Below are 23,205 nucleotides of genomic sequence, written 5' to 3' on the forward strand. Positions count from 1 at the left end.
GTCCGATTTTGTCGTACGTCGGGCGCTTCCTTCGATGATTGGCGACAGCGATACATAAGCGTCTTTGACGCTGGCGTTTTCCGTAGGTGTAGAGCCGCTTCCACGATTTACTTTTCGACTAACTAAGAAAGCAGGGGATTGTTCATATGCGACAAAATAGGCAAGACACACGCGCAAGCTCGAGAGGCAAACGCCGAACGGGCAGGTTGATCGGAGGGGTCGTTTTCGCGCTGTTATTGCTCGCCGCCGGCCTGTTCGCTTTCTTAAACAACAAGGGCGGCGATGAGCCTAAGAGCGCTTCGGAAGCGTCGCCGTCTCCGATCGGCGTAACGGCTTCTCCGAAAAATTCCGCGTCGCCGACGCCAAAGCAAGAAGCGCAGCTTCCTGAGGAGAAGGTCGATGTCGTGCTGATCGGCAGCGAGATGGAGGGCATGTACTTAGCCCGCGCAGCCAAAGACGAAGGCTTGACCGTGAAGGTGCTCGACCCGCGGGCCCAACCCGGAGGGCAGCTTATACAGGGCGAGATGCTGTTTCTTGACGAAACGAAGGACGAAGCGGGCCGCCTGATGGTGCAAGGACGCGCAAAGGAGCTTTTTGACGGCTTCCGCAACGGCAAAATTCGCAAGCTTACCGAGTTTACGTCTTATTTCGAAACGCTCGGCAAAGACATTCCGATCGAGTCCGGCATCGTCATTGACAAAATCGAGACGGCCCCCGGCCTGAACGGAAGCCAAGCGATCCAATCGGTCGTTTATACCGACAGCAAGAAGGTGCAGAAGAAGCTAACCGCCTCCTATTTCGTTGAAAACAGCGATTTTGCGGCGTTCGCCAGCAAGCTGCAGGTGACGCGTCTGCCCGGCCTTGAGAAATTTTACGGTCAGGACAACATCGAATACATGAGCGCGGGCATGATGATGAAGTTCAAAAATGTCGACTGGAAAAAATTCAACACATCATTCAATGCATTGTCGCAAGCCGAAAAAAGCAAAAAATACGGCGGCGGCTACGTCAACGAGAGCTATGCCATCGGGCTAAGCGGCATGACGAGCGCATACAAGCCGTCCAACGACCGCGTTTTCCTGCGCGGACTCAATGCCGTCAGTCAGCGGGACGGCGAAGTGATCATCAATGCATTCCTGATTTATACGGTCGACCCGTCCGATCAGAAGTCCATCGATGAGGCGCTGGAGCTCGGGAAGAAGGAAATGCCGCTCATTCTGAACCATTTCCGCAAATCCATCGTAGGCTGGGAGAATGCGGAGCTGAACGGCTTCCCGCCGTATTTATACATTCGCGAATTCAACCATTACGAGACGGACTATGTGCTGAAGGTGTCGGATGCGCTAGGGGCGCGGATGTTCGAGGATAACGTCAGCATTGCGGGGTATCCGCTCGATCTGCAAGGTACGAGCGCGAATAAATGGGGCATCGAAATGGGCCGTCCGGACAAATACGGCATGCCGCTACGGAGCTTCCTGCTCAAAAATTACGAGAACGTCATCATGGCGGGCAAAAATGTCGGCTCCTCCGCCATCGCTTACGGCAGCGCGCGCATTCAGCCGAACACGGCGCTTGCCGCCGAATCGATCGGCGTCATCTTAGGCCAGATCAACGGCAAGAAAAAGCTTCGCCAGCTGGCAGCAGACGACTGGGCAAAGCTGCATCCGTATTTGGAAAGCAAATACCAAATCAAAGTGACCGGCGTGAAAGGAAACAACAAAATCGCAGGCTGGAGCCAAGAGGAAATCAACAAGCTCGATACCGGCGAAATCGTATACCCTTCCTATAGCAAAACAAGAAAGCCGTAGCAATCCGCTGCGGCTTTCTTTTTCGTTCATCTGCTAAGCGTTTGTAAAAAAAATGAAAAACGCCATTCGTCAAAAGACGCCGGCAAGCGTTACTCGCGGCGCGAATCTCCTGCGGGAGACTAAGCGCTTTATTCAATACGGGAGCCGATATTCGTTTCAGCTCCGTTCGCTTTATTTTTGGGTAAAATCAGCGATACGACCGTCCCTTCTTCAGGCAGCGAACGGATCGTGAGCTGGCCTCCGACGCCTCTCGCCCGCTCCTCCATGCTAAACAAGCCGACTCCTTTCGTATCCCGCTGGCGGATGAATCCTTTCCCCCGATCTGCCACGTACACTTCCAGAGCTTCTTCGCTCTCCGTTACTTTCACTTCCGCCTCGGATACGTCGGCATACTTGGCAATATTGGTCAGCGCCTCCTGAATGACGCGATAAATAACCGTTTCCTCCTGCAAGCCGGGGCGTTTCTTCAAGCCGGTGCTGAGCTGGACCCGAATGCCGTAATGCTGGGAGTAATTTTCCACATAAGTGCGGATCGCGGGTACGACGCCGAGATCGTCGAGCACGGACGGACGCAGCTCCCAAGCCAGGCTCCGGACGTCCTCGATAATGCGGGAAACCTCCTCCCTTAGCTTGAGCAGCTCGGCATTCTCCGAATCGGATGCAAGACGATCGAGCCGGATTCGCAATGAAAAGAGGCTTTGCCCGATTCCGTCATGCAGCTCTCTGGAGAAGCGCCTGCGCTCCTCCTCCTGAATGCGCATCACCTGCGTCATCATCAGCTGCAGCTCTTCTTCGACCCGCTTCAGCCTCGTCACTTCGTTGCGGATCGCCAAATATTGATAAGGCCGTCCGGCTTCGTCGAGGAACGGCACGATCGTCGTGTTCACCCAATAATACGAGCCGTCCTTCGCCTTGTTCTTGATATCGCCGCGCCAGACGTTTCCAGACGCGATCGTCCGCCATAGCTCCTGCATGAACGCTTTCCCGTGAAAACCCGAATTAATGATCCGGTGGTCGCGGCCGATCAGCTCATCCCTTGGGTATTTGGATATTTCGCAAAACTTGTCGTTCACATATTGAATCGTTCCCCGTCTGTCCGTTACCGCAACGATCGACGATTCGTCAAGCGCAAATTTCACGTCTGCAAGCTGCTTCAGCGACTTCGTAATTTTATCGCGAAAAAGAGGATCGGCAACCTGCTCGTGAAGCCCCGCCATAAGCGTGTCTACGCTTTGCGCGATGACCTCCGGATAGCCTTTCTCCCGATCGTTAGTCTCCATGCAGCAGCCCCTTCTTCAGCGCGTATTTCACTAGGTCGGCTCTCGTCTTCAGTCCGAGCTTCTCCATCAGGTTGCTTTTGTGCGTCTCGACGGTTTTTACGCTTATGATGAGCTGCTCGGCGATTTCCTTATTCGCGTAACCGAGCGCCACTTTGGCCAAAACCTCTTTTTCCCGCTCCGAAAGCGAATCGTACGTGTCCGCGTTCTCGCCGTTCTTAAGTCTATCGACATACTGGCTCATCAGCCGCTTCGTCGCATTCGGGTATAAATAGGCGTTGCCGCCCGCCACGGATTCGATCGCGACGAGCAATTCCTCGTGCGGAGCGCTTTTGAGCACATAACCGGAAGCGCCGACCTGGATCGACCGGAACAAATATTCATCGTCGTCGTGCATCGACAAGATGAGCACGGACGTTTCCGGAAGCAGCTGCTTCAGCTCAGCCGTCGCCGTCATGCCGTCTTTGCCGGGCGGCATGCTCAGGTCCATAAGGACGACATCCGGCCGAAGCTCCAGCGCTTTCTTGATCGCTTCATCGCCGTCCGCCGCCTCGCCGACGATTTCTATCTGATGTTTGCCGTGCAATAGCATCATGAGGCCCGATCTTACGACCGCATGATCATCGACAATCAAAACACGAATCATGATTCTCCTCCCGTCGGCAATTTCCTATATCATAACAGATTTCTACAAGGTGAGCTCGCCTTTGGAGATGAACGCCGCCAAGCGGCCGCCCTCCCCGGCCAAAAAGTCGATATCTGCGCCCGTATACGCGTTTTCCGTCCTTTTGCCCGCCAATAACACGCCTCGTACCTCTCCATGTTGGACGATGGGTACGGCGATGACGGAAAGAAGTTTCTCGGCCAGCATTAGCGGATCGTCTTTACGCGCCTTGGATAACTCGGCGGGCGACGCATCGGTGCTGAACGGACGTCCCGTACGGATGACCGTTCCCGCAATTCCTTGGTTCGTTCTATGTGCTATATGTTTGGAGCGTTCGTTATCGTTACCCGACATATGCAGCCAACGGATGCGCTGCTCTCTTCCTTCCAGCCAGGCCAAAGCCGCTATGTCGCTGAAAGTCGCCGCCTTTATCGCATCCATCTCCCCGTTCATTGTCGTCCGCTCGTTTCCCATATGTTTTCCTCCTACGGTCCGAATCCGCATCCCTCTTTATTCTAAACCTTATCCTTCGCGAAGTAAGTCAGGGAAAACCCTGAAAATGCGGTGGGGGCATTTCCCCTTTTTCGTCTGCTCTTGTGTTAGGGAAAATCCGGCTGTACGCTCGAATCGGCTATGGCGGCCTCATGTTTCCGGCGTTTGCCGGGGCGATTAACCGTTTTCGGAGCGATTTCAAACCCGTTCGTCAAAATAGGGGAATGCGCCGCCGATTTTCAGTAGTTTCCCCAATAACGAACGGACGCGCGATCCCGTATGATAGAGAACATGGAAGGCAAACAAGGGAGGAAGCAAAAATGGCAATCATCAGTCCGGCAAAAGCCGCAAGCGAACCGACAAATCGAAAGGACCACGAATTCGAAGGTGGGATTTCGCTTTTTTTATCCGGTGAACATCGCGAGCTGCTGGCAGGCATTATGCTTCCCAAACGTGTGAAATCGGGTACGTATTTGCTATGGGAAGGCGAAGACGCGCAAAATCTTTATTACATTCGCTCGGGACGCGTCAAGCTGCGGAAAACGACGGAAGAAGGAAAGGATCTTATCCTTTCCCTCATGCAGAAGGGCGACCTGATCGGCGAAATGGCGCACGGCGGCAATGTCACCTACAGCTTCAGCGCCGAGGTAATCGAGGATGCCGAGGTCGGCGTTCTGCCGTGGAAAGACTTGGAGCGCTTGCTTGCGGCAAACGGGAGCCTCGCTTTTCCATTCATGAACTGGCTCGGGCATATGAATCGGGTTACGCAATCGAAAATTCGCGATTTGCTGCTATTCGGCAAACAAGGCGCCCTGGCGTCCACGCTGATCCGGCTCGGCAACAGCTTCGGCATCCCTTGCAAAGACGGAATTGTGCTGGACATCAAGCTGACGAATACTGAAATAGCCGATATGATCGGAACCGCGCGCGAAAGCGTCAACCGGATGCTCTCGGCTTATAAGGACGAAGGCGTAATCGATATTCGGGAAGGCAGAATCGTCATTCTTCGTCTAGAAAGCTTGCGTAAAATATGCAATTGCTCGGCTTGTCCGCTGGAAATTTGCCGGATGTAGCCGTTTTACTTAAATAAATGGGGCTGCCCGTCATTTATATGACTAATAGGGCAGCCCCGTTTTACGCAACCGGCGGTTTACTCGGCCAGCTTTTTCCGGATTTTTTTCCAGAAGCCCGCGTTCCTCCGATTCACATGCTTCTCATTGTAAATCAGCAGATCATAAGAGGCCCACAGCGTAAATGCAGGAATGAGTACATATGCGCCTATGGCGATCAACACGATGCAGACCGGATAATACGGGACCAATGCGCCTTCGGCGATCCCTTTTTTCTCCAGCATAAAAGCGATTCCGCCAATCGCCACCATGCCGGCCCCGGCGATGATCATTGCCGCGTATCTCCTCTTCAATCGATTCAACCGTTCCGTCAATAACTTCACATAACCTTGATCCAGCATAAGCGCTTCTTTCGCCAGCACATGGTACCGCTCCTCGTCCCCCAGTATGGCGGAGACGAAAACGACGACGCCCGCAGCCGCCAACAAAATGATCAGAAAAGAATAAACGACCGGCTCCTGACGAAACATGAAGTACGGCACGCAAGCAAGAATGAGCAGGCAAACGCCTGCCGCAATGCGATTTGATAACTTCCGCTGAAAACTCAAATAGCCTTCCGCCATTTCTTGGCTGACATAATACCCCCGCTCTTCGCGGCCGGCCTTCTCCTCGGTTTCCTTCAGCAAATAGTCGATGGACACCTCGAACAAGTTCCCGATCATAAGCAGCTTTTCGGTTTCCGGAAACCCTTGCCCGTTTTCCCACTTGCTGACTGCTTGTCTGGTTGTGCACAGCTTTTCGGCCAGCGCTTCCTGGGAATAACCCTTTTCCTTTCTTAGCCGCAACAATTTTTCACCAAATGACATAAGCTTGCTCTCCTTTGCTGTCTGTTACCTGAATTATAGAAAAACATCGGATTCCATGCTATACGCTTGAGGTTGCGTTTGCGCCACTTGCGGTTGCGAATGCGTAACATCGGGGATTTATCGGTTTCTTTTGGCTCTCTGACGAACAAAAAGAGGGGCCGCCCCTTAGGCCAGTGTATGACCATCCGGGACAGCCTCTTCTACATTCACAAAATCCTTTATTCAAAGCCTCCGAACAACTCGCGAAGGTAGTCCCGACGTCCATGCAAAATACGATGAATAATTACGGTATTTTCCGTTATCCTATAGAAAGCCGGATAAGGATGTACGATGATAAATCGATAGCCGCGCTGAATAAACGTATAGTCCGCTTATTGCACTATTTCTTCACGTCGCTGACTTCAAATTTCTTCTGCATGATCCCGTAAGATTGCTTCAGACGCTCCTTGAACACAGGCTCCTCCCACGCTTTCCATGCGTATGGGAGTAAGCCGTTCTCCGGCAGCATACCGCCTTGGAGCTTCGGAACAGCGTCCGCAAGCTCGCCGCCTTCGGACCCGCCGGACTCTCCCGAGGGCTTTACGGTAACCGCCGCAAAACGAAGCCCCGACACGGTTTGGCTGCTGTCGATCCCGTTTTCCCATATATCCCCTGTCGCTTCGTGCATGCTCGGATCTTTGATGTTCAGCAGCAGCCACGGAATGCGAATTTCCACCGTATGCCCGTCCCCGTTCACCGCAACATCCGTCAAGGAATCGTAATCCGGAGCTGCCGGGTTGCCGTTGCCGTAGCGCAATTTCCCCGTCTCATACGAGTCGAACGGAAGCTTCAGGCCGCCGTCTTCGCCGGGAATCGTCAGCTCCTTGTTCAAGGTCAGCCGGATCGGATGAAACACTCCGTTATCTTTGGACGAAGCGTAGGAGAGCTTCGGAATCATCCCGAGCAGCTGCCCGTAGTGATAATAAAACGTGTCGTAATAGCTGTCGATCAGCATGCTGGAATGCTCGGGTCCTTTCAATTGAATGGCGAAATCGAAGCCCGCTTCGGACTGCAAGCCGCCGTTAACGAAAGAGAGCCGCTTCTGCCCCTGATCCGCAACCGAATCGATCAAAATATAGGCGTTCAACTTACTCCAGTCAAGCGGTTTGCCGGGGTTGCCCAAATCCAGCCGCAGGTAAACGTATCGTTCGTCGCTCGCCGCATAAAACGCTTTAATTTGACGCCCTTCGTCGTATTCGTCCAGCTTGCGCGTTTCGGAAGCTTCGGGCGCCTTATATAACGGAGCTATATTCGCTTGCTCCCAATCCTGTGTGCTCCCGTCCGTCTGCACGATGTAACCGGACTTGCCGGGATCGAAGGCCAGCAAGCCGAATTGCTGCTCGTTCGTTTGGGCGTTCGACCAGAACGGCCTTCTGTCCGGATTGTCGTAATCCATCGTATTCCACGTTCGCTTGAACCATTCGTCCTGCCACGTAAAAACAAGCCCGCCGGCCATATCCGCCTGCACGATATCTTCAAACAGCCTCGCGTCGATTTCCCCCTGCTCCTTCTCGGAAAGAAAGCCCTGGTTCCAGCCGCTCACATTGCGATGGGTCAATCCGCGGGATGACGGAACGCCGAACTCCGCTACCAGAAGCGGCATTTTGTGCGCCTGGCATAAGTCGTCCAAGTATCCGGCATAATTGTTTCGTTCGCCCCTATGGTCGATATATTCCGTATACGCCTTCTCGTAATTCATGAAATCCGGATAATACGGATATACGTGATAGGCCGCAAAATAACCGCCCTTCCACGCCGCTTTCGGCAAAATGACATTCGGATTGACCGTAACCATATCTTCTTTCTCCGACGGCTCGGCCGGATGGCTCAGCAAATCCGTCGTGACCCAATTCGTAAAGCTCATCGGCCGCTGCCAGCCGTAGCGCTCATTTTCGTAAACGGCGGCCACATCGAGCATTTCGGCCAGCCAAGTCTCGAACGGCGGAGCCGACTTCGTCTGAAAGAAAACGCCGTCGTAATCCGCGCGTCCCGCATGCTTGGCATTCGTCGATTCCACCATGACGGGATCCCATTCGACCCCGAGCATCCAGCCCAAAACATACGGAGAAATATCTGCCGCATAGCGGCCGCCCGCATGCCCGGGCTGCTTCGGCACCTCGGCGGCTCCGTGCACCACATCGACGATCCGCTTGATTTCCTCCTTGAAGGCATCGGTATTCACCGGATCGATCGCATCGCCCGTCGTAAGCAAATGCTCCTCGTTGACCCACACCCCATGCATGACGTACAGCGGCTTGTCCGCCGTCCGGTTATACTCCAGAAGCGCCTCATAAAAAGCCGGGGGATGCAGGGTGTAAACCCGGATCGTATTGGCGTTCATCTCTCCGATCATCCGGAACCATCTGGCATATTCCTGCTTGGTAATCGCCGTTTCTCCGGGAAAATGCCCCGGCTTGGCAATCCCGACATTCACGCCCTTGATCAGCAAATCGTGCCAAGCGCCGTCCCGGTAAACCTGCAGATAACGGTCGCCTGCGCGGCTGTTCTGCTTCACGCCTTCAGCCTCCGTCATTTCCGGCTCGCGGGGCTTAACCGCCTTATTCTTCTGCGTCTTCGCATCCGCCAAAATCCGGTTTACCATCGGAACGTATACCTTCCAATGGAAGGAAGCCGGATCGTCCGGCCGCAAGCGGGCAAGCCAAGACTTCAGCAGAGGAAAGCCGGCTGCCTGATAGAGCGACGGCGATTCCGCAAAATCCGCATAGTCGCCCGCGAAATAATAAGCCGTCATAACCTTTGTGCGCTTCTGCAAAACAGCCGGAAACTTGAGCGGGATTCCGTTCGCTTCCAGCTGCTTTCTGCCGGCCTCGCTTGTTTTTAATTCATAAAATGCCAGAGAATCCGTTCCTTCATTCGGCGTTACCACATCGAACCAGTATCCGTACTTCGTTCCGCCGGATAAGCCGAACATCCGCTTGCCGTCCTCCGACCAAACGAAATCAACGCCATCAGGCATCTCGTTTTTGTCCAGCACGACGATCTTATCGCGGTCGCTCAGCAGCAGAAGGCCTTTGCCGGCAAACGCCCAGCTCTTCCCCGTCTGCTTCTCGTAACCGTCTCTCACCCATGCCGGCACTTCGCCGCCGCCCAGGTCGTTGAAGTAACGGCCTGTCCAGCCGGTTTGCGCTAGACCGAGCATGCTTTGCATATCTTGCGAGGCGTCGCTTGACGTCGGATCGGACAGCACGTTGAACTCGGCGATCAAAGTGCCGCCGCGCTCCGCAAGCGCGCTGCGAATTTTCCCCGTCTCTTCCGTCGTCAGTCCCCCATAAACTAGCGTCGAGCGGTCGCCTGACGGATTGCCGTCCTTAAAGTCGCTCTCATAAACGCCGTAAGCATCCGCGACATAAATGACGTCGGCGTTCAGATTTTGCGGCAGCTCCCGCACGTCTCCCTTGCCGCCGTTCGCCCCGGGCACATATCCGTAATAGTCCTCGGAGGCGTTGTATCGCCCTCCTCCGGATTTGACGAACTTGCCCTGGTTCATTGTCCAGATGAGACCGCTGTGCTCGCGGAATGAAGCGTCGGGAACCGTTTTATCGATAATCGCCACCTCAAGCTCGTGCTCGGCGAACAGTCGCCAAAGCCAGAATGGCGACAGCAGCAGCGCAAGAAACGCCAGCATCGAAATCATGACGGCTTTCCGGCTGGCCGCCATCCGCCTTATCCATCCCATCAAGCCGATATCCCCTTTCTTTTCATGTCTCCCCATGTCCGTTTACCGATCGCCTGCTGAATAAGCCCCTCGCATCTCCAAAAGACGGTCAGCGGGCGGTACCATAACGATTCGGTCAAGCCGAGCAAAAACAAGCGCACGATATCGAGCACCCGCGGATATTTGCGCAAGCTCCATTCCTCAAGCAGCACGGCCCCTGCAGAGAAAAGCGATCCGTATACCACCGACGTTATAAAAAGAAGCAAGGCGAATTCCGTGTAGACGTTCCCCAGCAGCAGCGATACGATCAGCACGAAATAGGCCGACAATTCGACGAGCGGACCGAGCAGCTCGATAAAAAGAAAATACGGCATGGAAACGAGTCCGACCAAGCCGTACTTTGGATTGCCGAGCATCCGCTTATGGCTCCAAAGGCTTTCGAATAGTCCGCGATGCCAGCGGTTCCGCTGCCTGCGCAAATATTTGACCGACTCCGGCGCTTCCGTCCAGCAGACCGGTTCGGGGATGTAGACGATTTTTTTGTCCAGCTTCCTCTCTTTGCACATGCGGTGCAGCCGGACGACGAGCTCCATGTCTTCGCCGACCGTGTTTCTTTTGTAGCCGCCGGCCTCGACGACCCAATACTTTTGAAATACGCCGAAAGCGCCCGAAATGATCAGCAGCAAATTATGGCGGCTTAATCCGATACGCCCCATCAAAAACGCCCGCAAATATTCGATTTCCTGCATCGCTACAAGGGAGTTTCCGGACAGCCCGATCTCCATGACTTCGCCGCTTTCGATCTTGCAGCCGTTCGCAATCCTGATGCTGCCGCCCGACGCGATCACGTTGTCGTCGGAGTCGAGAATCGGCTTCATCACCTTGGCAAAAGCGTTTCGCTCCAGCACGGAATCGCCGTCGAGCGAGCAAAAATACGGATAAGACGAATAATTGATGCCGACATTCAGCGCGTCCGCCTTGCCCCCGTTAACCTTGTCGATCGCGTACAAATGATCGTACAGCTTGGAACGGTATACGGCCCGCACAGGCTCCGTGTCCAATACGCGCCGGACCGTCCGCTGAACCTCGACCATCTCGAACCGGTCGATCAACATTTGCAGCGTATTATCGGTCGAGCCGTCGTTTACGACGATCACTTCATAGCTCGGATATTCGATGGATAGCAGCGAGCGGACGCTGCCGTATATTCCTTTCTCTTCGTTGTATGCAGGCACCAGTATCGATATCGGTTTTATATAACTGACATCGAGCAGATCGTCATGCAGCTCGCTGTCGTCGAGACGGTAGCGCCGCCGGAGCTGAATGAGCGAAATGACCAAGAGGAACGTATAAAACGCCAGAATGGCCATCATATAATAAAAAATGATTTTGCCGAAATATTCGAAGCCCGTGAGCAAAATCTCATCCCAGCGATTCATGAAATTCCTCCTTCTCCAGCCACTCGGCAGCGATATCTCTCGCAAAAGCGTCGTCGGAATGACGGGCGCTCTCCTCCAGCAATTGCCTGCCTCCCGGAATGCCCAGCATCGATTCGGCGGCTTGCGAACGCACCCACCAGGAAGTATCCGACAGCATAGGCTGCAAGGCGGCTAAGTAAAAACGGCTGCGCGAGGAGCCGAACAGCTTCGCGGCCATCATCCGCTCCTGCCACGAAGGGGACGACGCATGCCGGACAAAAGCCTCGTCATAGCCAAGCAAGCTCATCCGGCTGAGCGACTTCAGAGAACGGATTCTAAGCTCCTCCCGCCCGTCCTCGAGCAGCTTCCGCAGAAACGGAATATGGGCCTCCAAGCGCTGAATGCCGATCACATCGACAACCGCATACTGCCATTCGGCGGGAATCTCGGCAAAGTCCTTCTCCACGCCGTCGAACATGTTTCCGTTCATATGCGAAAGCAGACTCCGTTTTTGAAAATCGGAAAAGCCGAGCTTGTTCGCCGCCATAAAGGAAAGCAAACGTTCGTCTTCGAACATGCACAATATTTTGCATAGCTCGAACTTCTCGGCATTCGTCAGCGTCCTCGTTTCCTCGTAAAGCAAACGCTCCAGTTCGCCTCTCAAAGCGAGCATGCGGAACTCTTCGATCCGGCGAAGCGCGTTCATTCTTATACTCCATCGCCGATGACGCAGCCGATTCCGGTAATCGTCGGCAAGCACTTCCTCCGCAAACGCGCGCACCCGTTCCCGTACCGTGTCTCCATCAAGCAGCTCGGTCATCTCCGCGAGCAGCAGCTCGATCGCCCGCTTCGAGACGGCGCGGCTTTTCGTTCCGCTCAGCAGCTTGGAAGCTTCCCCGCCCTGCAAGTATTTTCTTACAGCCGGCTCATACATTCGGATGAGGCCGGCGACCCGGCGCTCGCTGCGAATCTCCTTCACTTTCCTTATAATCAAGTAACCCAAGAGAAGCAGCAGGATGGCAAGCATGATCGCAAGCAGCGTCAGCACAAACTGAATATCGAACGACAGCATGTCATATCACCCTCTTGACCAGACGTTTGATACGAGCCTCCAGTTCCAGAATGCTAAAAGGCTTAATCATATAATCGTCCGCGCCGAGGCGCAGCGCTTTGACGATGTCCTGCTCTCCTTTGCGTCCCGTAAGCATGATCACCGTAAACCGGTCGGCATTCGGCAGCTTTCTGATACGCTGCAGCACCTCCAAGCCGTCCATACGCGGCATCATCCCGTCCAGAATAACCAGGTACGGCAAAGAATCGCTCAGATTCGCCTCTTCGAAGAAAGCTTCGCCGTCGCGGAACGCGCGTACCTCGGGATCGAATTGATCCTGCAGACATTCTTTCACATGCTCGGACAGCATCGTACGGATCATCGCATCGTCGTCGACAATCGCCACGTTGATTTTACGCTTGGAAGGCGCTTCGTCCTGCGACTCTTGCGCCGTTTCCACCCTTTTGCGTCCTGATACCTTCGCCTTGTAAAGCGCATGATCCGCTGCTTCCAGCCATTTGTGCATGCTTTGCTCCGCATCGTCAACCAATGCCGCGCCCGCCGAGAAGCTGCAAGCGAAAGCGCCCGAGGAACTATCAAAGGAAACATGAGAAAAACGATCGATAAGCCGTGTCAGCAGCGTTTTCGCTTCCGATAACCCGGTCCCGGGCAGCAGCACGACGAATTCTTCGCCGCCATAACGAATCAGGCAATCGCCCGCCCGCAAATGCTCCTTCAGGAATGCGGTAAAGCCGCATAACACTTGGTCGCCGATCAAGTGGCCGTAGCTGTCGTTAACCTGTTTAAAATGATCCAGATCCAGCATCGCCAGCGTAAACGGCTCTCCCGTTCGCTTTAAGTCAGCGGCCAACTTGGCAAACAGCTCGTTCATATATTTCCGGTTGTAGGCGCCGGTCAATTCGTCAACGAACAGCAGCCGCTCCAAGCGCCGCTTATTGTTCAGCTGCCGTTCCAGCCTGACCACAAGCTCTTCCATATCAAGCGGCTTGCACATCATATCGTCTACGCCCATTCGGAATGCGGACAACCGGGTTTCCCGCAAACAATCGTTGCTGATAAGCGTCGTCGGTATATATTGCTTCTTCCGTTTTTGTTCCAGCATGCGCATAACTTCGAAGCCGCTCGTATCCGGAACATGCAGATCGAGGACGAGGCAATCGGGCAAAACATCGTGAAAATATTCGATCGCTTTCTGCGCCTGCGTCGTCGCAATGACCGACCAGCCGGCTTTCTCGAGCCCCTCCTTGACGTACATGAGGAATGCCACGTCATCGTCCAGCATAAGCGCCAAGGGCTTATCCGGCTTCTCTTCCAAGCCCGTTTCCGCTTGATCCATGAGCAATTCCTGCTCGCTTACGTGCACGTAGCCGTTCCTGATAAGATCGAGAAAAAATGCCCTGAGCTCGTCGACAGGCCAGCTGCGGGGTACCGAGGACTCTATGCGGTCGAGCAACGCCTGCGCGCTCCGGTTGAGCTCGGGCATGCCCAGCGTACCGGAGGTTCCTTTGAGCGAGTGCAGGAAACGATGCACGTCGTCATGGGAGATCGGGTTCGTTTGGTCGAACCATTGACCCAGCTGCCGGTTCATATTGTCGAGCAGCAGCTCTCTATATTTGTTCACTATGGTCGCCTCCTGGGAAAAACGCGGCAAATTTCGCCATTTTCTTGGTCGCTTCTACAAAATACGACAAGCAATTCCTTCTATTATAGCAATCTTCCAAATAAATAGTAGTGTCGGCGCTCCTGCTCTTTATGGGAATGATAGGGTATTTATCGGACAGCCCTTTCGGCGCATGGAAGCATGTTTGCGCTGTTGAAAGACCTAGGAAACTGCGCATGACCTGCGTTAGCAGCTAACCAATCAGCGGAGAGGCGCCTGTCGAAATTTTCGACAAAAAAACGCCCTCTGCCGGCCGAATGGCTAACAGAGGACGTTTTTCAGTAGCATTAATTAACTGTGACGGTCACGGTCGTTTTCATTTTGCCGTAGGTGACCGTAATGGTCGCTTTTCCTTTGCTGACTGCTCGAATGACGCCGTCCTTGACATCCGCAACGCGGAGGTTGGAAGTCGTCCAAAGCGCAGGAATCGTTACATCCATATCGGTTTGGTCTTCGAACGTGGCGGTCGCTTTAACGTTTTCTTGGCTGCCCGCCGCCATTTGAATGAGAATCTTGTCCGTCTTCAAATATTTCAGCTTATTGATCTCGATCGGGATGGAAATCGATTTGCCGCCGAAGCTTGCAGTAATGTTGGTATTGCCGGAAGCCATCGCCGTCACCATACCGCCGTCCGTGACATCCGCAATTTTGTAGTTGCTGGATTTCCAGGTCGCTTCCGCGGTCACGTCTTTTTTGCTGCCGTCAGTCAATGACGCGTTAAGCTGAAGCTGAACCGTTTCGCCCGTTTTGGTCGTAATAAATTTCTTATCAACGGACAGGGACTGCACGACGCCGATCTCGAGCGTAACCGACACGGATCTGCCGCCGTATTTGGCCGTTACCGTCGTTTTGCCTCTCGAAATCGGGGTGATCACGCCTTCGCTAACCTGGGCGATCGCCTCATTCGCCGAGCTCCATTCCGCATCCTTGGTTACGTTCGTGTCTTTGCCTTTGGCGTCAGTCGCCGTTACCGTGACCGACTTCGTCTCGCCAATATCGAATACGAGGAGCGTAACGCTCGCTTTAAGCTTGTCGGCCAAATCTACCTTGACGGTAACGGAGACGGTTTTGCCGCCGTATGTTGCCGTAATTTCCGCTTCTCCGGCAGCAATCGCCGTTAACGCGCCTTGATTAACCTTAACGGCTTTTTCGTTCGAGCTTGTCCATACCGCTTCCGACGCAACATCAGAAGTCGTGCCGTCCGTGTAAGCCGCAGTCAAATCGATCGACTTCTTGTCGCCTTTATTGAGCGGCAGCGTCAGCTCGCTTGTCGTCGTTAAGCTCTTGAGCACGCCAACGGATACTTGAACGACTGCCGTTCTTGTTCCATATTTGGCCGTAATCGTAGCGGTACCGGTGCCGATGCCCGTGATCAGGCCGTTGCGCACTTCCGCAATCTCGGCGTTGCTTGTCGTCCACTCCGCTTTATTCGTAATATCCGCGTCTGACGCGTTCGTATAGAGCGCCTTCAAGGTGACCTGCTCGGTGCTGCCGATCTGGAAGTTAACCGTCTTCGCGCTCGCCGTAATGCGCGTCGGGATATCGACGAACAGCTTCACCTTCACGGTTTTGCCGCCGTACTTGGCCGTAACGTTCGCCTCGCCGGCTTTGTAGGTTTTTACTTCGCCCTTGATTACGTACGCCACGTCTTCATTGTCGGACGACCATTCGGCGACATCCGCAACCTTAGCCGTGGAGCCGTCCGCATAGGTCGCCGTCAGGATGATCGAATCCGGCTGATTGATTTGCAAATAGCGGGAATCGCTGTCCGCTTCCAATCTTCTCGGCACATCGACATCGACGAGCGTCGAAACCGATTTTTCGCCGTATTTGGCCGTAACCGTCGCTTGTCCGCTGCCGTTAGCCGTCAGCTTTCCTTTCACGACGCTAACTACGCTGTCGTCGCTGGAGCTCCACTCCGCACGGCTCGTAATGTCCGTGCTTTCTTGCTCTTCTTCGCCGTCGCTGGCAAAGGTCGCAGTCAGCTTCAGCTGCTCCGCTTTATTGTCCTTCATTTTCATAAGTACGTTCTGCTTGTTAAGCTCCAGCTTGATCGCCTTGTCGACATCGACCACGATCTTCGCCGATTTCGTGCCGTATGTGCCTGTTATTTTGGCCTGACCGGCGCTGTAGCCGACGATTTCGCCTTTAATGACATCAGCTACTTCCGGGTTGTCCGACTCCCATGTCGCAATGTCGGTTACGTCCTTGACCGTACCGTCAGGATACGTCGCCTTCAGCGTCACTTTGTGAGGATCGTTCAGAAGCAGGGAAACGGCGCTTTCGCTCAAGTCGACCCGCTTCGCGATTTCCACGCTGACCGGAATGTTCACGGTTTGGCTGTTATATTTGGCCGTTATGGTTGCGGTACCGGATTCAAGCCCTTTGACAAGTCCGTCGAATACGGTTGCCACCGAGCCGTTATCGATGCTCCAGACGGCTTTCTTCGTTACGTCTTCTTCCGTATTGTCATCGTAGTATGCGGTAAGCGTAATTTGCTCCGGCTGCCCTTTGCGCAAATTGAGCGATTGCTTGTCTTTCACGAGCGAGCGCACGGACTTGCTTACCGTAACGTTGACGAGTACGGGTTTCCCCATATAAGTAGCGGTAAGGACGATTTTGCCCTCTTTCTTGGCCGTAATGACGCCTGCATAGACGGATGCGATCTCGGGATTTTCCGAACTCCATTCGGTCTTAAGCGTTACGTTCTCCGTGGATCCGTTCACATATACGGCTGTGGCCGTAAGCGAGGCGGTGGATCCGGCCTCGAGCGAGACTTCGTTCTTGTTGAGCACCAGCATCGATATTTCATTGGCCGCCCCTGCTTGAAGCGCCCCAAAGCTGCTGATAATCAAAAACATGACGAGTAGCATTGCCGTCAGCCTTGTTTTTCTGAAACTCATTGCATGATCTCCCTCCGCTTTCTATCATGGTCTAACTGCCTCTGTCCGGCCGGGCAAGGAATAGCGTTCACTGCAAATAAAAAAAACCTGACAGGACAGATCTATAGCTACTCTATCGGCAAATGGAGGCCAATTGTTTAGTTTTTGGCACAAATTAAAGGCGGAGATTTTCAAAAAGATCATAAAATTGTCACGAACGGTTCGTGGTAGAAGCCGCGTCTGGATTGAGCGCTGTCCGCTCGCTTTCAAGTCTAGCTGCAACTAGTTTCCTTTTCCTCATTATCTCTAGAAATCGCTTGTTGCGGACAGAATTAGTGAAGTTTACCTCACTGATAATAGCCTTCTCCTCATTAAACGACCAACTCGCGATGCTTAACGTCGCTTCAATAAATCCCACATTTTCCCACTCGTCTTTCCGGAGACATAAAAAGAAAAGAGCATCCAGGGATGCCCTCGAATGCTCTTCCTATTTGATATACATAGCTTACTTCAAGAACGAGCGCAGCATCCAGACGTGCTTTTCCAGCCCGGTGTGAATAGCCAGCAGCATATCGGACGTCGTCTCGTCGCCGAGCTCCTGGGCAATCTGCATCGCCTTTTTCAATTCTCCGATCAGCGTCGTAAAATCGTTCGCGATCGCTTCCACCATTTGCTCCGCTTTCTCGGTACCGCTTGCTTCCGTGATCGAAGACGTGTCGACGTATTCCTTCATCGTAGCGATCGGACGCCCCTGCAAAGCCAAAATCCGCTCCGCGATTTCATCTACATGCAGCGCGGCTTCCTCATACAGCTCCTGGAATTTCGCGTGCAGCGTAAAAAATTGCGGGCCGTTCACATACCAATGATAATTGTGAAGCTTTACGTACATGACGCTCCAACTGGCAAGCTGTCTGTTCAGTTCCTTAAAAAGTCGTTCCATTGCAAAAACCTCCATCCTTGGTTAACGTACCTTCCGGTAGTTTGAGCAGGACGGAGGAAAATTATTACTTATTTTATTTAGTTTGTTACTTGCTTCTTGGCACTTATCCCTGCGCTCGGCACCTAACTCATCCGCGGGCTTCTTCGCGCTGGAACAGCATGAGCGGCATTTTGAAGACGAATGCGACGACGATCACGATTCCGATGATCATCCCGATCAGCACGATAACGCTGCTAAGCGAGAGGCCGCCAATCCCCGTAATGACGTTGGCGATGTTGCACCCCGGAGCGATCCGCGAGGAAACGCCCATCAGCAGGCCGCCGCCGATGGCTGCCGGCAATCTGGACAGCCGCGGCTTGCGAATTTTGAAGCTGCCGCTAAGCATCGATGCCGCCATGGAGCCGATCACGAGAAAAATGACGAGCGTTTCCTCCGGACCGAGCCCGACCCTAGGAAATTCGGCGAACAGCGCGTTCAAATACGTATTGCCGAGCACGACGTCGTCCCCGAATAGTTGCGCAAGCGCTACCCCGGCGATTCTCGTCTCCGGACCGGTAATGCCTACGTTGGACATCGCTACGAACTGAATCGTCGCGATAACGCCGATCAGAAAGGCGACAAGCCGAATATCCCAATGCGACTGCCTGAACGGATTGCGTTCCCAATCGGTGAGCGATTCCTTGATTCCTTGAAGGAAACCCTTGAAGCCGTGCAAATATACCGCGATACCTACCATTAAAACAACGATAACGATAGGGATGACGAGTGCCGGAAGCGGCCAGTCGTACAGCGTATACCCGCCGTCCAGAACCGTCAGCGGTTCGATGGCGTTTTTGGCCCAAGGATCATAAATGAAGGCGAATAACAGATTCCCTGCAAGCGCCGCAGCAAGAACGATCCAGAACTGCACGTAGCCCATTCCCGCGCGGTACAGCGTCCCCGAGCCGCAGCCGCCCGCCCATGTCATCCCGATGCCGAACAAAATGCCGCCGAGCAGATTCGCGCCACCGAGCGGAACCGTCCAGACGTCGGCCGCACTTTTCATGCCCGTCGCCAGCGCGATGCCCCAGCCGAGCAGCGACGTTGCGATCAGCACCAGTACGCCGTTCATGATCCGCGTATCCTTGACGCTGATCCAATCGCGGACGGATGCGACGAAGCAAAAATCCGCTTTTTGCAGCAAAAATCCGTATAAAAAACCGAAGACGGCGGCGAGTATGAAAAAGTCTATTGTAAATGACATGCGAGCCATCCATCCTTGTCGAATCTAGTGTTTTTTAACGAAAATATGATAATTGCCTTTATGCTTGGCAACGCCGAGAAATTCGCCGTAGTTGTTCATTTTGACGGCTGCCGGGATCGTTTTGGTCGCGATCGAATGGTCGGTGATTTCAACCACGATTTCTCCGGGTTTCGCTTTTTTGAGTCCGGCCAGCGCAAGATTTAACGTATGCGGGCAAACCTCCCCGATCGCGTCGACGACATGGTCGGGCTTCAGTTCCAACAGTTCTTTTTCGCTTAAACTCATTATGATCTCTTCCTTTCCAGTTGTTCGGGACTGAACGTTTCGATGATGTTGTCTTCCCCTGCGGCTACTTCCAGCCCTTGCTCCTGCCAATCCAGCATGCCGCCTTTGAAATTGTGGACGCGCTCGAAGCCGTTAGCCCGAAAAAACTTGGCTACCTCAAAGCTTCTTCGCCCGCTCCGGCAAACGAATACGTATTCCTTCGACTTGTCTAGCCGATCGACGATATCGATAATATCGCCCATCGGAATGAGAGGAAGCCCGGCAATATGGGCCTCCGTATATTCCTCGGTTTCTCTGACGTCAATGACGACGACCGGATTCGCCGGATCCGCCACGATCGCCTGCAGCTCTAGGGAATCGAGATGCGAGATGCCTTCAATCAGTTCCGCCATGCTTCCCGCCCCCTCTTATTTCACGACTTCCGTATCGCTGGCGTTGCCCCACTCCGCGAAGGAGCCCTCATAAGGACGCACGTCCTTGTAGCCGAGCAAACGAAGCGTCAAATACGTATGCGCTCCGCGCACGTTCGTTTGGCAATAAGGCACGACCGTTTTATTTTTGTCTACGCCCAAATCGCTGAACGCGGCTTGCAAATCTTTGGCTTTCTTAAATACCGGAACGCCGTCGGCATTTTGCTCGATCGCGTCGCTCCATTCTTTGTTGACCGCCTTGTCGATATGCCCGCCCTTCTGGTTTCCGCGCAGGTCTTCGCCCGTATATTCCTTGGAGGAACGCACGTCGAGCAGGACGCACGCCTGGAGGTCCAGCTTCTTGATCTGATCCTTAGTCGTAATCAAATCGGGATTGGCCTTCGCGGTAAAATTCCCTTTCGCTGCGGCAGGAGCTTCCGTGGAAACGTCTTTGGAAGCTGCAGTCCAAGCCGCATAGCCGCCATTGAGCACCTTCACCTTATCCTTATGACCGTAATACTCCAGCCCGTAGAAGACGCGGCCCGAGTTGAGCGAGTTGCCCTCGTCGTACAGCACGATTGTCGTATCCGAGTTGACCCCAGCGTTCTGAAAAATTTCCTGGAATTTGTCGACGGTAACGATCGTATTGTTTTTCGCGTCCTTCAGCAGTCCCGAATTCAGCGAGACGGCGCCTGGAATATGTCCTTGCTCATACCCTTTCGCACGGACGTCGACGATCTTGACCTTGCCGTCCTTCGCGTGGTCTTCCACCCATTTCACGTCGGCAAGCAGCTGAGCGTTCTCATAAGTATCGGAAGCCTTGGAAACCTGAGCGCTTTGCTCGGGTTTAGCCGATGCGCCGGCCGAGGCGTTTTTGCTGTCGCTGTCTCCTTTGTTCCCGCACGCAGCGGTCACCAATGTCAAAGCAGTTAATGCTACGAGCGCTAATTTCATCTTCATATTGTTGCTCTCCTCCCCTGATAACGAACGATGATGTGCTTGATTTTTTTACCTCTTGCCAAGTATAATACATTTATTCCGATAGTTTTACAATGATTAATTTCAAAAAAAACATCCGCCTAGGAGAATGCCCCATGTCAAACCGAAAAATAACTTTATCGCTTGCTCTTGCCCTTACCCTGTTCGCGAGCGGCTGCGCACTCGAAACGAAGGAAGAAGCCGCGCAGCGCTTGAATGCCGGCTCGGCCGCAAACGGCCAAAGCTCCGTTCAGACAGAAGCCGGCAAGCTGACGAATATACAGTTTTACGTGCCCAGCGAGAAAGAGAATAGTTTGTCCGTCATCGACGTTCCGACAAGTAAAGTCGTAGGCAAAGTTCCTTTGTCGGAGGCGCCGTCGACCGTTATTTTCTCCAGCACGATGCGCGAAGCGTATGCGGCGAATATGAACAGCAGCACCATCTCGATCATCAATACGCAAACACTGAAGGTTGAGAAAGAGGTGCCGGTCGGCCCTATGCCACACGGCATGGCGCTATCGCCTGACAATAAAACGCTGTATGTCGCCGCGGTGGCGGACCAGTTCATTTATTTGGTAGACACGAAGGCGGGCAAGGAGGCCGGAACGATCGACCTTGGAACGGGCGCGCACACGAACTATTTGGTGCTATTCGGCGACAAGCTGTACGTGAGCGACCATGAAAACAATAAAGTCTACGTCGTGAATGTCAAAACGAAGCAAACCGAGCTGACCATCCCGACCGGACGCACGCCGCGGGCCATCAAGCTGAGCGACGACGGCAAAAAGCTGTTCGTCCCATGCGCCGGCGACGGGACGCTGGAAACCTACAATACCGCCGACGGGAAAGCGCTGGGCAAGGTTGCGGATTTACAAGGCGCAACCGATGTCGTCGTGACCGAAGACGGCCAAACCGCCGTCGTGACCGGCATGGAGAGCAGCCAGGTAAGCTTCGTCGATTTGGCGGGCGGCAAGGTCCTCTCGACGCTGACCGGACTGGAAGGCGCGAGACATATCTCGTTCAACCGCCAGCAGTCGAAAGCATATGTTACCCTAAGCGGCACGGATGAAGTGGCCGTTATCGATACGGCAACCAAGCAAACCGTAGAGCGGATCAAGGTCGGGAAAACGCCTCACGGCATCCAGATCAAAGCGCTGCCGGGCATCGGCGGCAGCTGCTGATGAGCGGGGACGTATTGTAAAGCCCTTAGAGCATCGGACAAAGCAAGGGCGGTGTCACGCTGGAGTCCGATTTTGTCCATTGGAACGAGGAAGAAAGCGCTGTGTTGCGCTGGAATTCGATTTCGCCCAATTGGAACGCGGGAGAAAGCAATTTGTTGTGCTGGAGTCCGATTTCACCCAATTGGAAAGCGTAATTTCACCGGGTGATGGTAAAACCCGCTCTGTAAGCGGGTTTTATCGGACTGGAGGGGCAAACATGGACGATGTTCCTGTTCCAATTGGGCTAAATCGAACTGCGGGAGCGACTAACAACCTGACAACCTTGCTGCCCGCCCTCCATAAGTCAGCAACTGCGCATCACTAATGATATAAACTGGGTAATCAGACGACGGATGCTTATAACAACGAGAACGGTTCGGACGCCGCGCGGACGGAGGAAGTTTATGACGGCGAGAAATGTTCGGACAGCGCGCATAAACGGGGGATGCTTATGAAAAGAAATTGGATCGTACTCGCCATTGTGGCCGTGCTGGCAGGCGGAGCCGTTTATCAGCATATGGGCGAGCTGGCCCGTCAGTCGGCTTTACCTGCCGACTCGGCGCCGAAGGTCGGCTTTGTCGCACCGGCTTTCGAACTAACCGCCCTCGACAGAGCGGCGTATCGCGTCGGAGGGGAGCGCGACAAGCCGCTGCTCATTAACTTTTGGGCCTCATGGTGCATTCCTTGCCAGATCGAAGCACCGGATATGCAGGCGCTGTACGAAAAGTTCGCCGGCCAGTTCGACCTGTACGGTATAAATGTAACGAGCCAGGACACGCGCAAGGAAGCGGAAGCGTTCGTGAAGCAATACGGATTCACCTTCCCCATTTTGCTGGATCAAGAAGGCTCCGCTCTCGCTTCGTACCGTTTCCAATCGATCCCGACAAGCTTTCTGGTCGACCGAAACGGCAAAATTACGGACATCTTCCACGTTCTCGAGCCCGCGGAGCTGGAAAAGAAGCTTACACGCCTGCTTAACGGGTAGTGTGGAGCTGACGGAACGGTTCGCTCAAGCCTTTGTCGGCCGATCGCATGGCATAGTCAAAAACGCCTCCAATACCACTATTGTGGAGATGGAAGCGTCTTTTTTCATGCATGATGTGGGGACAAAAATCTCAAAATTGAGATTGATTCCGCCAAATGGCCGCCATGTTGAGCAACAAGAGTTTCCGGGCTGCGCCTGGCCGATGTTCATGAGGGTATCC

Annotated in this window: 19 protein-coding genes; 4 read left to right on the forward strand and 15 right to left on the reverse strand. The window is 53.8% G+C overall.

Translation table 11 applies throughout. From position 1 onward, the window contains the following. The first annotated feature begins 146 nt into the window (after positions 1-146). The gene (locus DQG23_RS29560) at positions 147-1,808 is read left to right on the forward strand and encodes an FAD-dependent oxidoreductase (RefSeq protein ID WP_113034656.1); all 1,662 of its coding nucleotides are present in this window, start codon (positions 147-149) and stop codon (positions 1,806-1,808) included. 128 nt (positions 1,809-1,936) lie between these two features. Here DQG23_RS29560 and DQG23_RS29565 read toward each other — a convergent pair whose 3' ends face one another. From DQG23_RS29565 to DQG23_RS29575, 3 genes are read right to left on the reverse strand one after another with little or no spacing between them, the layout of a single operon-like run. After that, positions 1,937-3,088, reverse strand: a complete 1,152-nt coding sequence (locus DQG23_RS29565) for a PAS domain-containing sensor histidine kinase (RefSeq protein WP_113034657.1) — start codon at positions 3,086-3,088, stop codon at positions 1,937-1,939. After that, positions 3,078-3,731 (reverse strand): response regulator, encoded by a 654-nt coding sequence (locus DQG23_RS29570; protein WP_113034658.1) that lies wholly within the window; start codon positions 3,729-3,731, stop codon positions 3,078-3,080. Before DQG23_RS29570 ends, DQG23_RS29565 begins: the two co-directional genes overlap by 11 nt. A 42-nt stretch (positions 3,732-3,773) precedes the next feature. Then, the gene (locus DQG23_RS29575; protein ID WP_158560756.1) at positions 3,774-4,223 is read right to left on the reverse strand and encodes a GAF domain-containing protein; all 450 of its coding nucleotides are present in this window, start codon (positions 4,221-4,223) and stop codon (positions 3,774-3,776) included. Between the two features lie 338 nt (positions 4,224-4,561). On the opposite strand from DQG23_RS29575, the gene DQG23_RS29580 reads away from it, so the two are divergent. Continuing rightward, positions 4,562-5,314, forward strand: a complete 753-nt coding sequence (locus DQG23_RS29580) for a Crp/Fnr family transcriptional regulator (RefSeq protein ID WP_113034660.1) — start codon at positions 4,562-4,564, stop codon at positions 5,312-5,314. A 77-nt stretch (positions 5,315-5,391) separates the two neighbouring features. Here DQG23_RS29580 and DQG23_RS29585 read toward each other — a convergent pair whose 3' ends face one another. From DQG23_RS29585 to DQG23_RS29640, 12 genes are all read right to left on the reverse strand, one after another. Then, on the reverse strand, positions 5,392-6,177 hold the full coding sequence (locus DQG23_RS29585; protein WP_113034661.1) for a helix-turn-helix domain-containing protein: 786 nt from the start codon (positions 6,175-6,177) through the stop codon (positions 5,392-5,394). A gap of 218 nt (positions 6,178-6,395) precedes the next feature. Beyond that, positions 6,396-6,533, reverse strand: a complete 138-nt coding sequence (locus DQG23_RS43495) for a type II toxin-antitoxin system RelE/ParE family toxin (RefSeq protein ID WP_113034749.1) — start codon at positions 6,531-6,533, stop codon at positions 6,396-6,398. 23 nt (positions 6,534-6,556) lie between these two features. Continuing rightward, entirely contained in the window at positions 6,557-9,913 is a 3,357-nt protein-coding gene (locus tag DQG23_RS29595) for a hypothetical protein (RefSeq protein WP_238178101.1), read from the reverse strand. Next, the gene (locus DQG23_RS29600) at positions 9,913-11,331 is read right to left on the reverse strand and encodes a glycosyltransferase family 2 protein (protein ID WP_113034662.1); all 1,419 of its coding nucleotides are present in this window, start codon (positions 11,329-11,331) and stop codon (positions 9,913-9,915) included. The genes DQG23_RS29595 and DQG23_RS29600 overlap by 1 nt, the downstream gene beginning before the upstream one ends. After that, complete coding sequence (locus DQG23_RS29605; RefSeq protein WP_113034663.1) at positions 11,315-12,382, reverse strand: HEAT repeat domain-containing protein; 1,068 nt, start codon at positions 12,380-12,382, stop codon at positions 11,315-11,317. Before DQG23_RS29605 ends, DQG23_RS29600 begins: the two co-directional genes overlap by 17 nt. Before the next feature lies 1 nt (position 12,383). Next, entirely contained in the window at positions 12,384-14,003 is a 1,620-nt protein-coding gene (locus DQG23_RS29610) for a diguanylate cyclase (protein WP_113034664.1), read from the reverse strand. Positions 14,004-14,329: 326 nt separating this feature from the next. Continuing rightward, a complete protein-coding gene (locus DQG23_RS29615) occupies positions 14,330-16,945 on the reverse strand; it encodes an Ig-like domain-containing protein (RefSeq protein WP_113034665.1) in 2,616 nt (871 codons plus the stop codon). A gap of 484 nt (positions 16,946-17,429) precedes the next feature. After that, positions 17,430-17,864, reverse strand: coding sequence for a Dps family protein (locus DQG23_RS29620; protein WP_113034666.1), 435 nt, complete (start codon positions 17,862-17,864; stop codon positions 17,430-17,432). Positions 17,865-17,991: 127 nt separating this feature from the next. Continuing rightward, positions 17,992-19,107 (reverse strand): YeeE/YedE family protein, encoded by a 1,116-nt coding sequence (locus tag DQG23_RS29625; RefSeq protein ID WP_158560757.1) that lies wholly within the window; start codon positions 19,105-19,107, stop codon positions 17,992-17,994. 24 nt (positions 19,108-19,131) lie between these two features. Continuing rightward, positions 19,132-19,392: a sulfurtransferase TusA family protein gene (locus tag DQG23_RS29630; protein ID WP_113034668.1), complete on the reverse strand. Its 261-nt coding sequence runs from the start codon at positions 19,390-19,392 to the stop codon at positions 19,132-19,134. Then, complete coding sequence (locus DQG23_RS29635) at positions 19,392-19,784, reverse strand: rhodanese-like domain-containing protein (protein ID WP_113034669.1); 393 nt, start codon at positions 19,782-19,784, stop codon at positions 19,392-19,394. The genes DQG23_RS29630 and DQG23_RS29635 overlap by 1 nt, the downstream gene beginning before the upstream one ends. 15 nt (positions 19,785-19,799) lie before the next feature. Then, a complete protein-coding gene (locus DQG23_RS29640; protein ID WP_113034670.1) occupies positions 19,800-20,762 on the reverse strand; it encodes a sulfurtransferase in 963 nt (320 codons plus the stop codon). A 134-nt stretch (positions 20,763-20,896) separates the two neighbouring features. Between DQG23_RS29640 and DQG23_RS29645 the strand changes: the two genes are divergently transcribed. Together DQG23_RS29645 and DQG23_RS29650 are read left to right on the forward strand one after the other, a co-directional pair. Continuing rightward, on the forward strand, positions 20,897-21,961 hold the full coding sequence (locus DQG23_RS29645; protein WP_158560758.1) for a YVTN family beta-propeller repeat protein: 1,065 nt from the start codon (positions 20,897-20,899) through the stop codon (positions 21,959-21,961). Positions 21,962-22,451: 490 nt separating this feature from the next. After that, complete coding sequence (locus DQG23_RS29650; protein ID WP_113034672.1) at positions 22,452-22,985, forward strand: TlpA family protein disulfide reductase; 534 nt, start codon at positions 22,452-22,454, stop codon at positions 22,983-22,985. The last annotated feature ends 220 nt before the right edge of the window (positions 22,986-23,205 follow it).

Source organism: Paenibacillus contaminans (assembly GCF_003285015.1).
Taxonomy (GTDB): Bacteria; Bacillota; Bacilli; order Paenibacillales; family NBRC-103111; genus Paenibacillus_V; species Paenibacillus_V contaminans.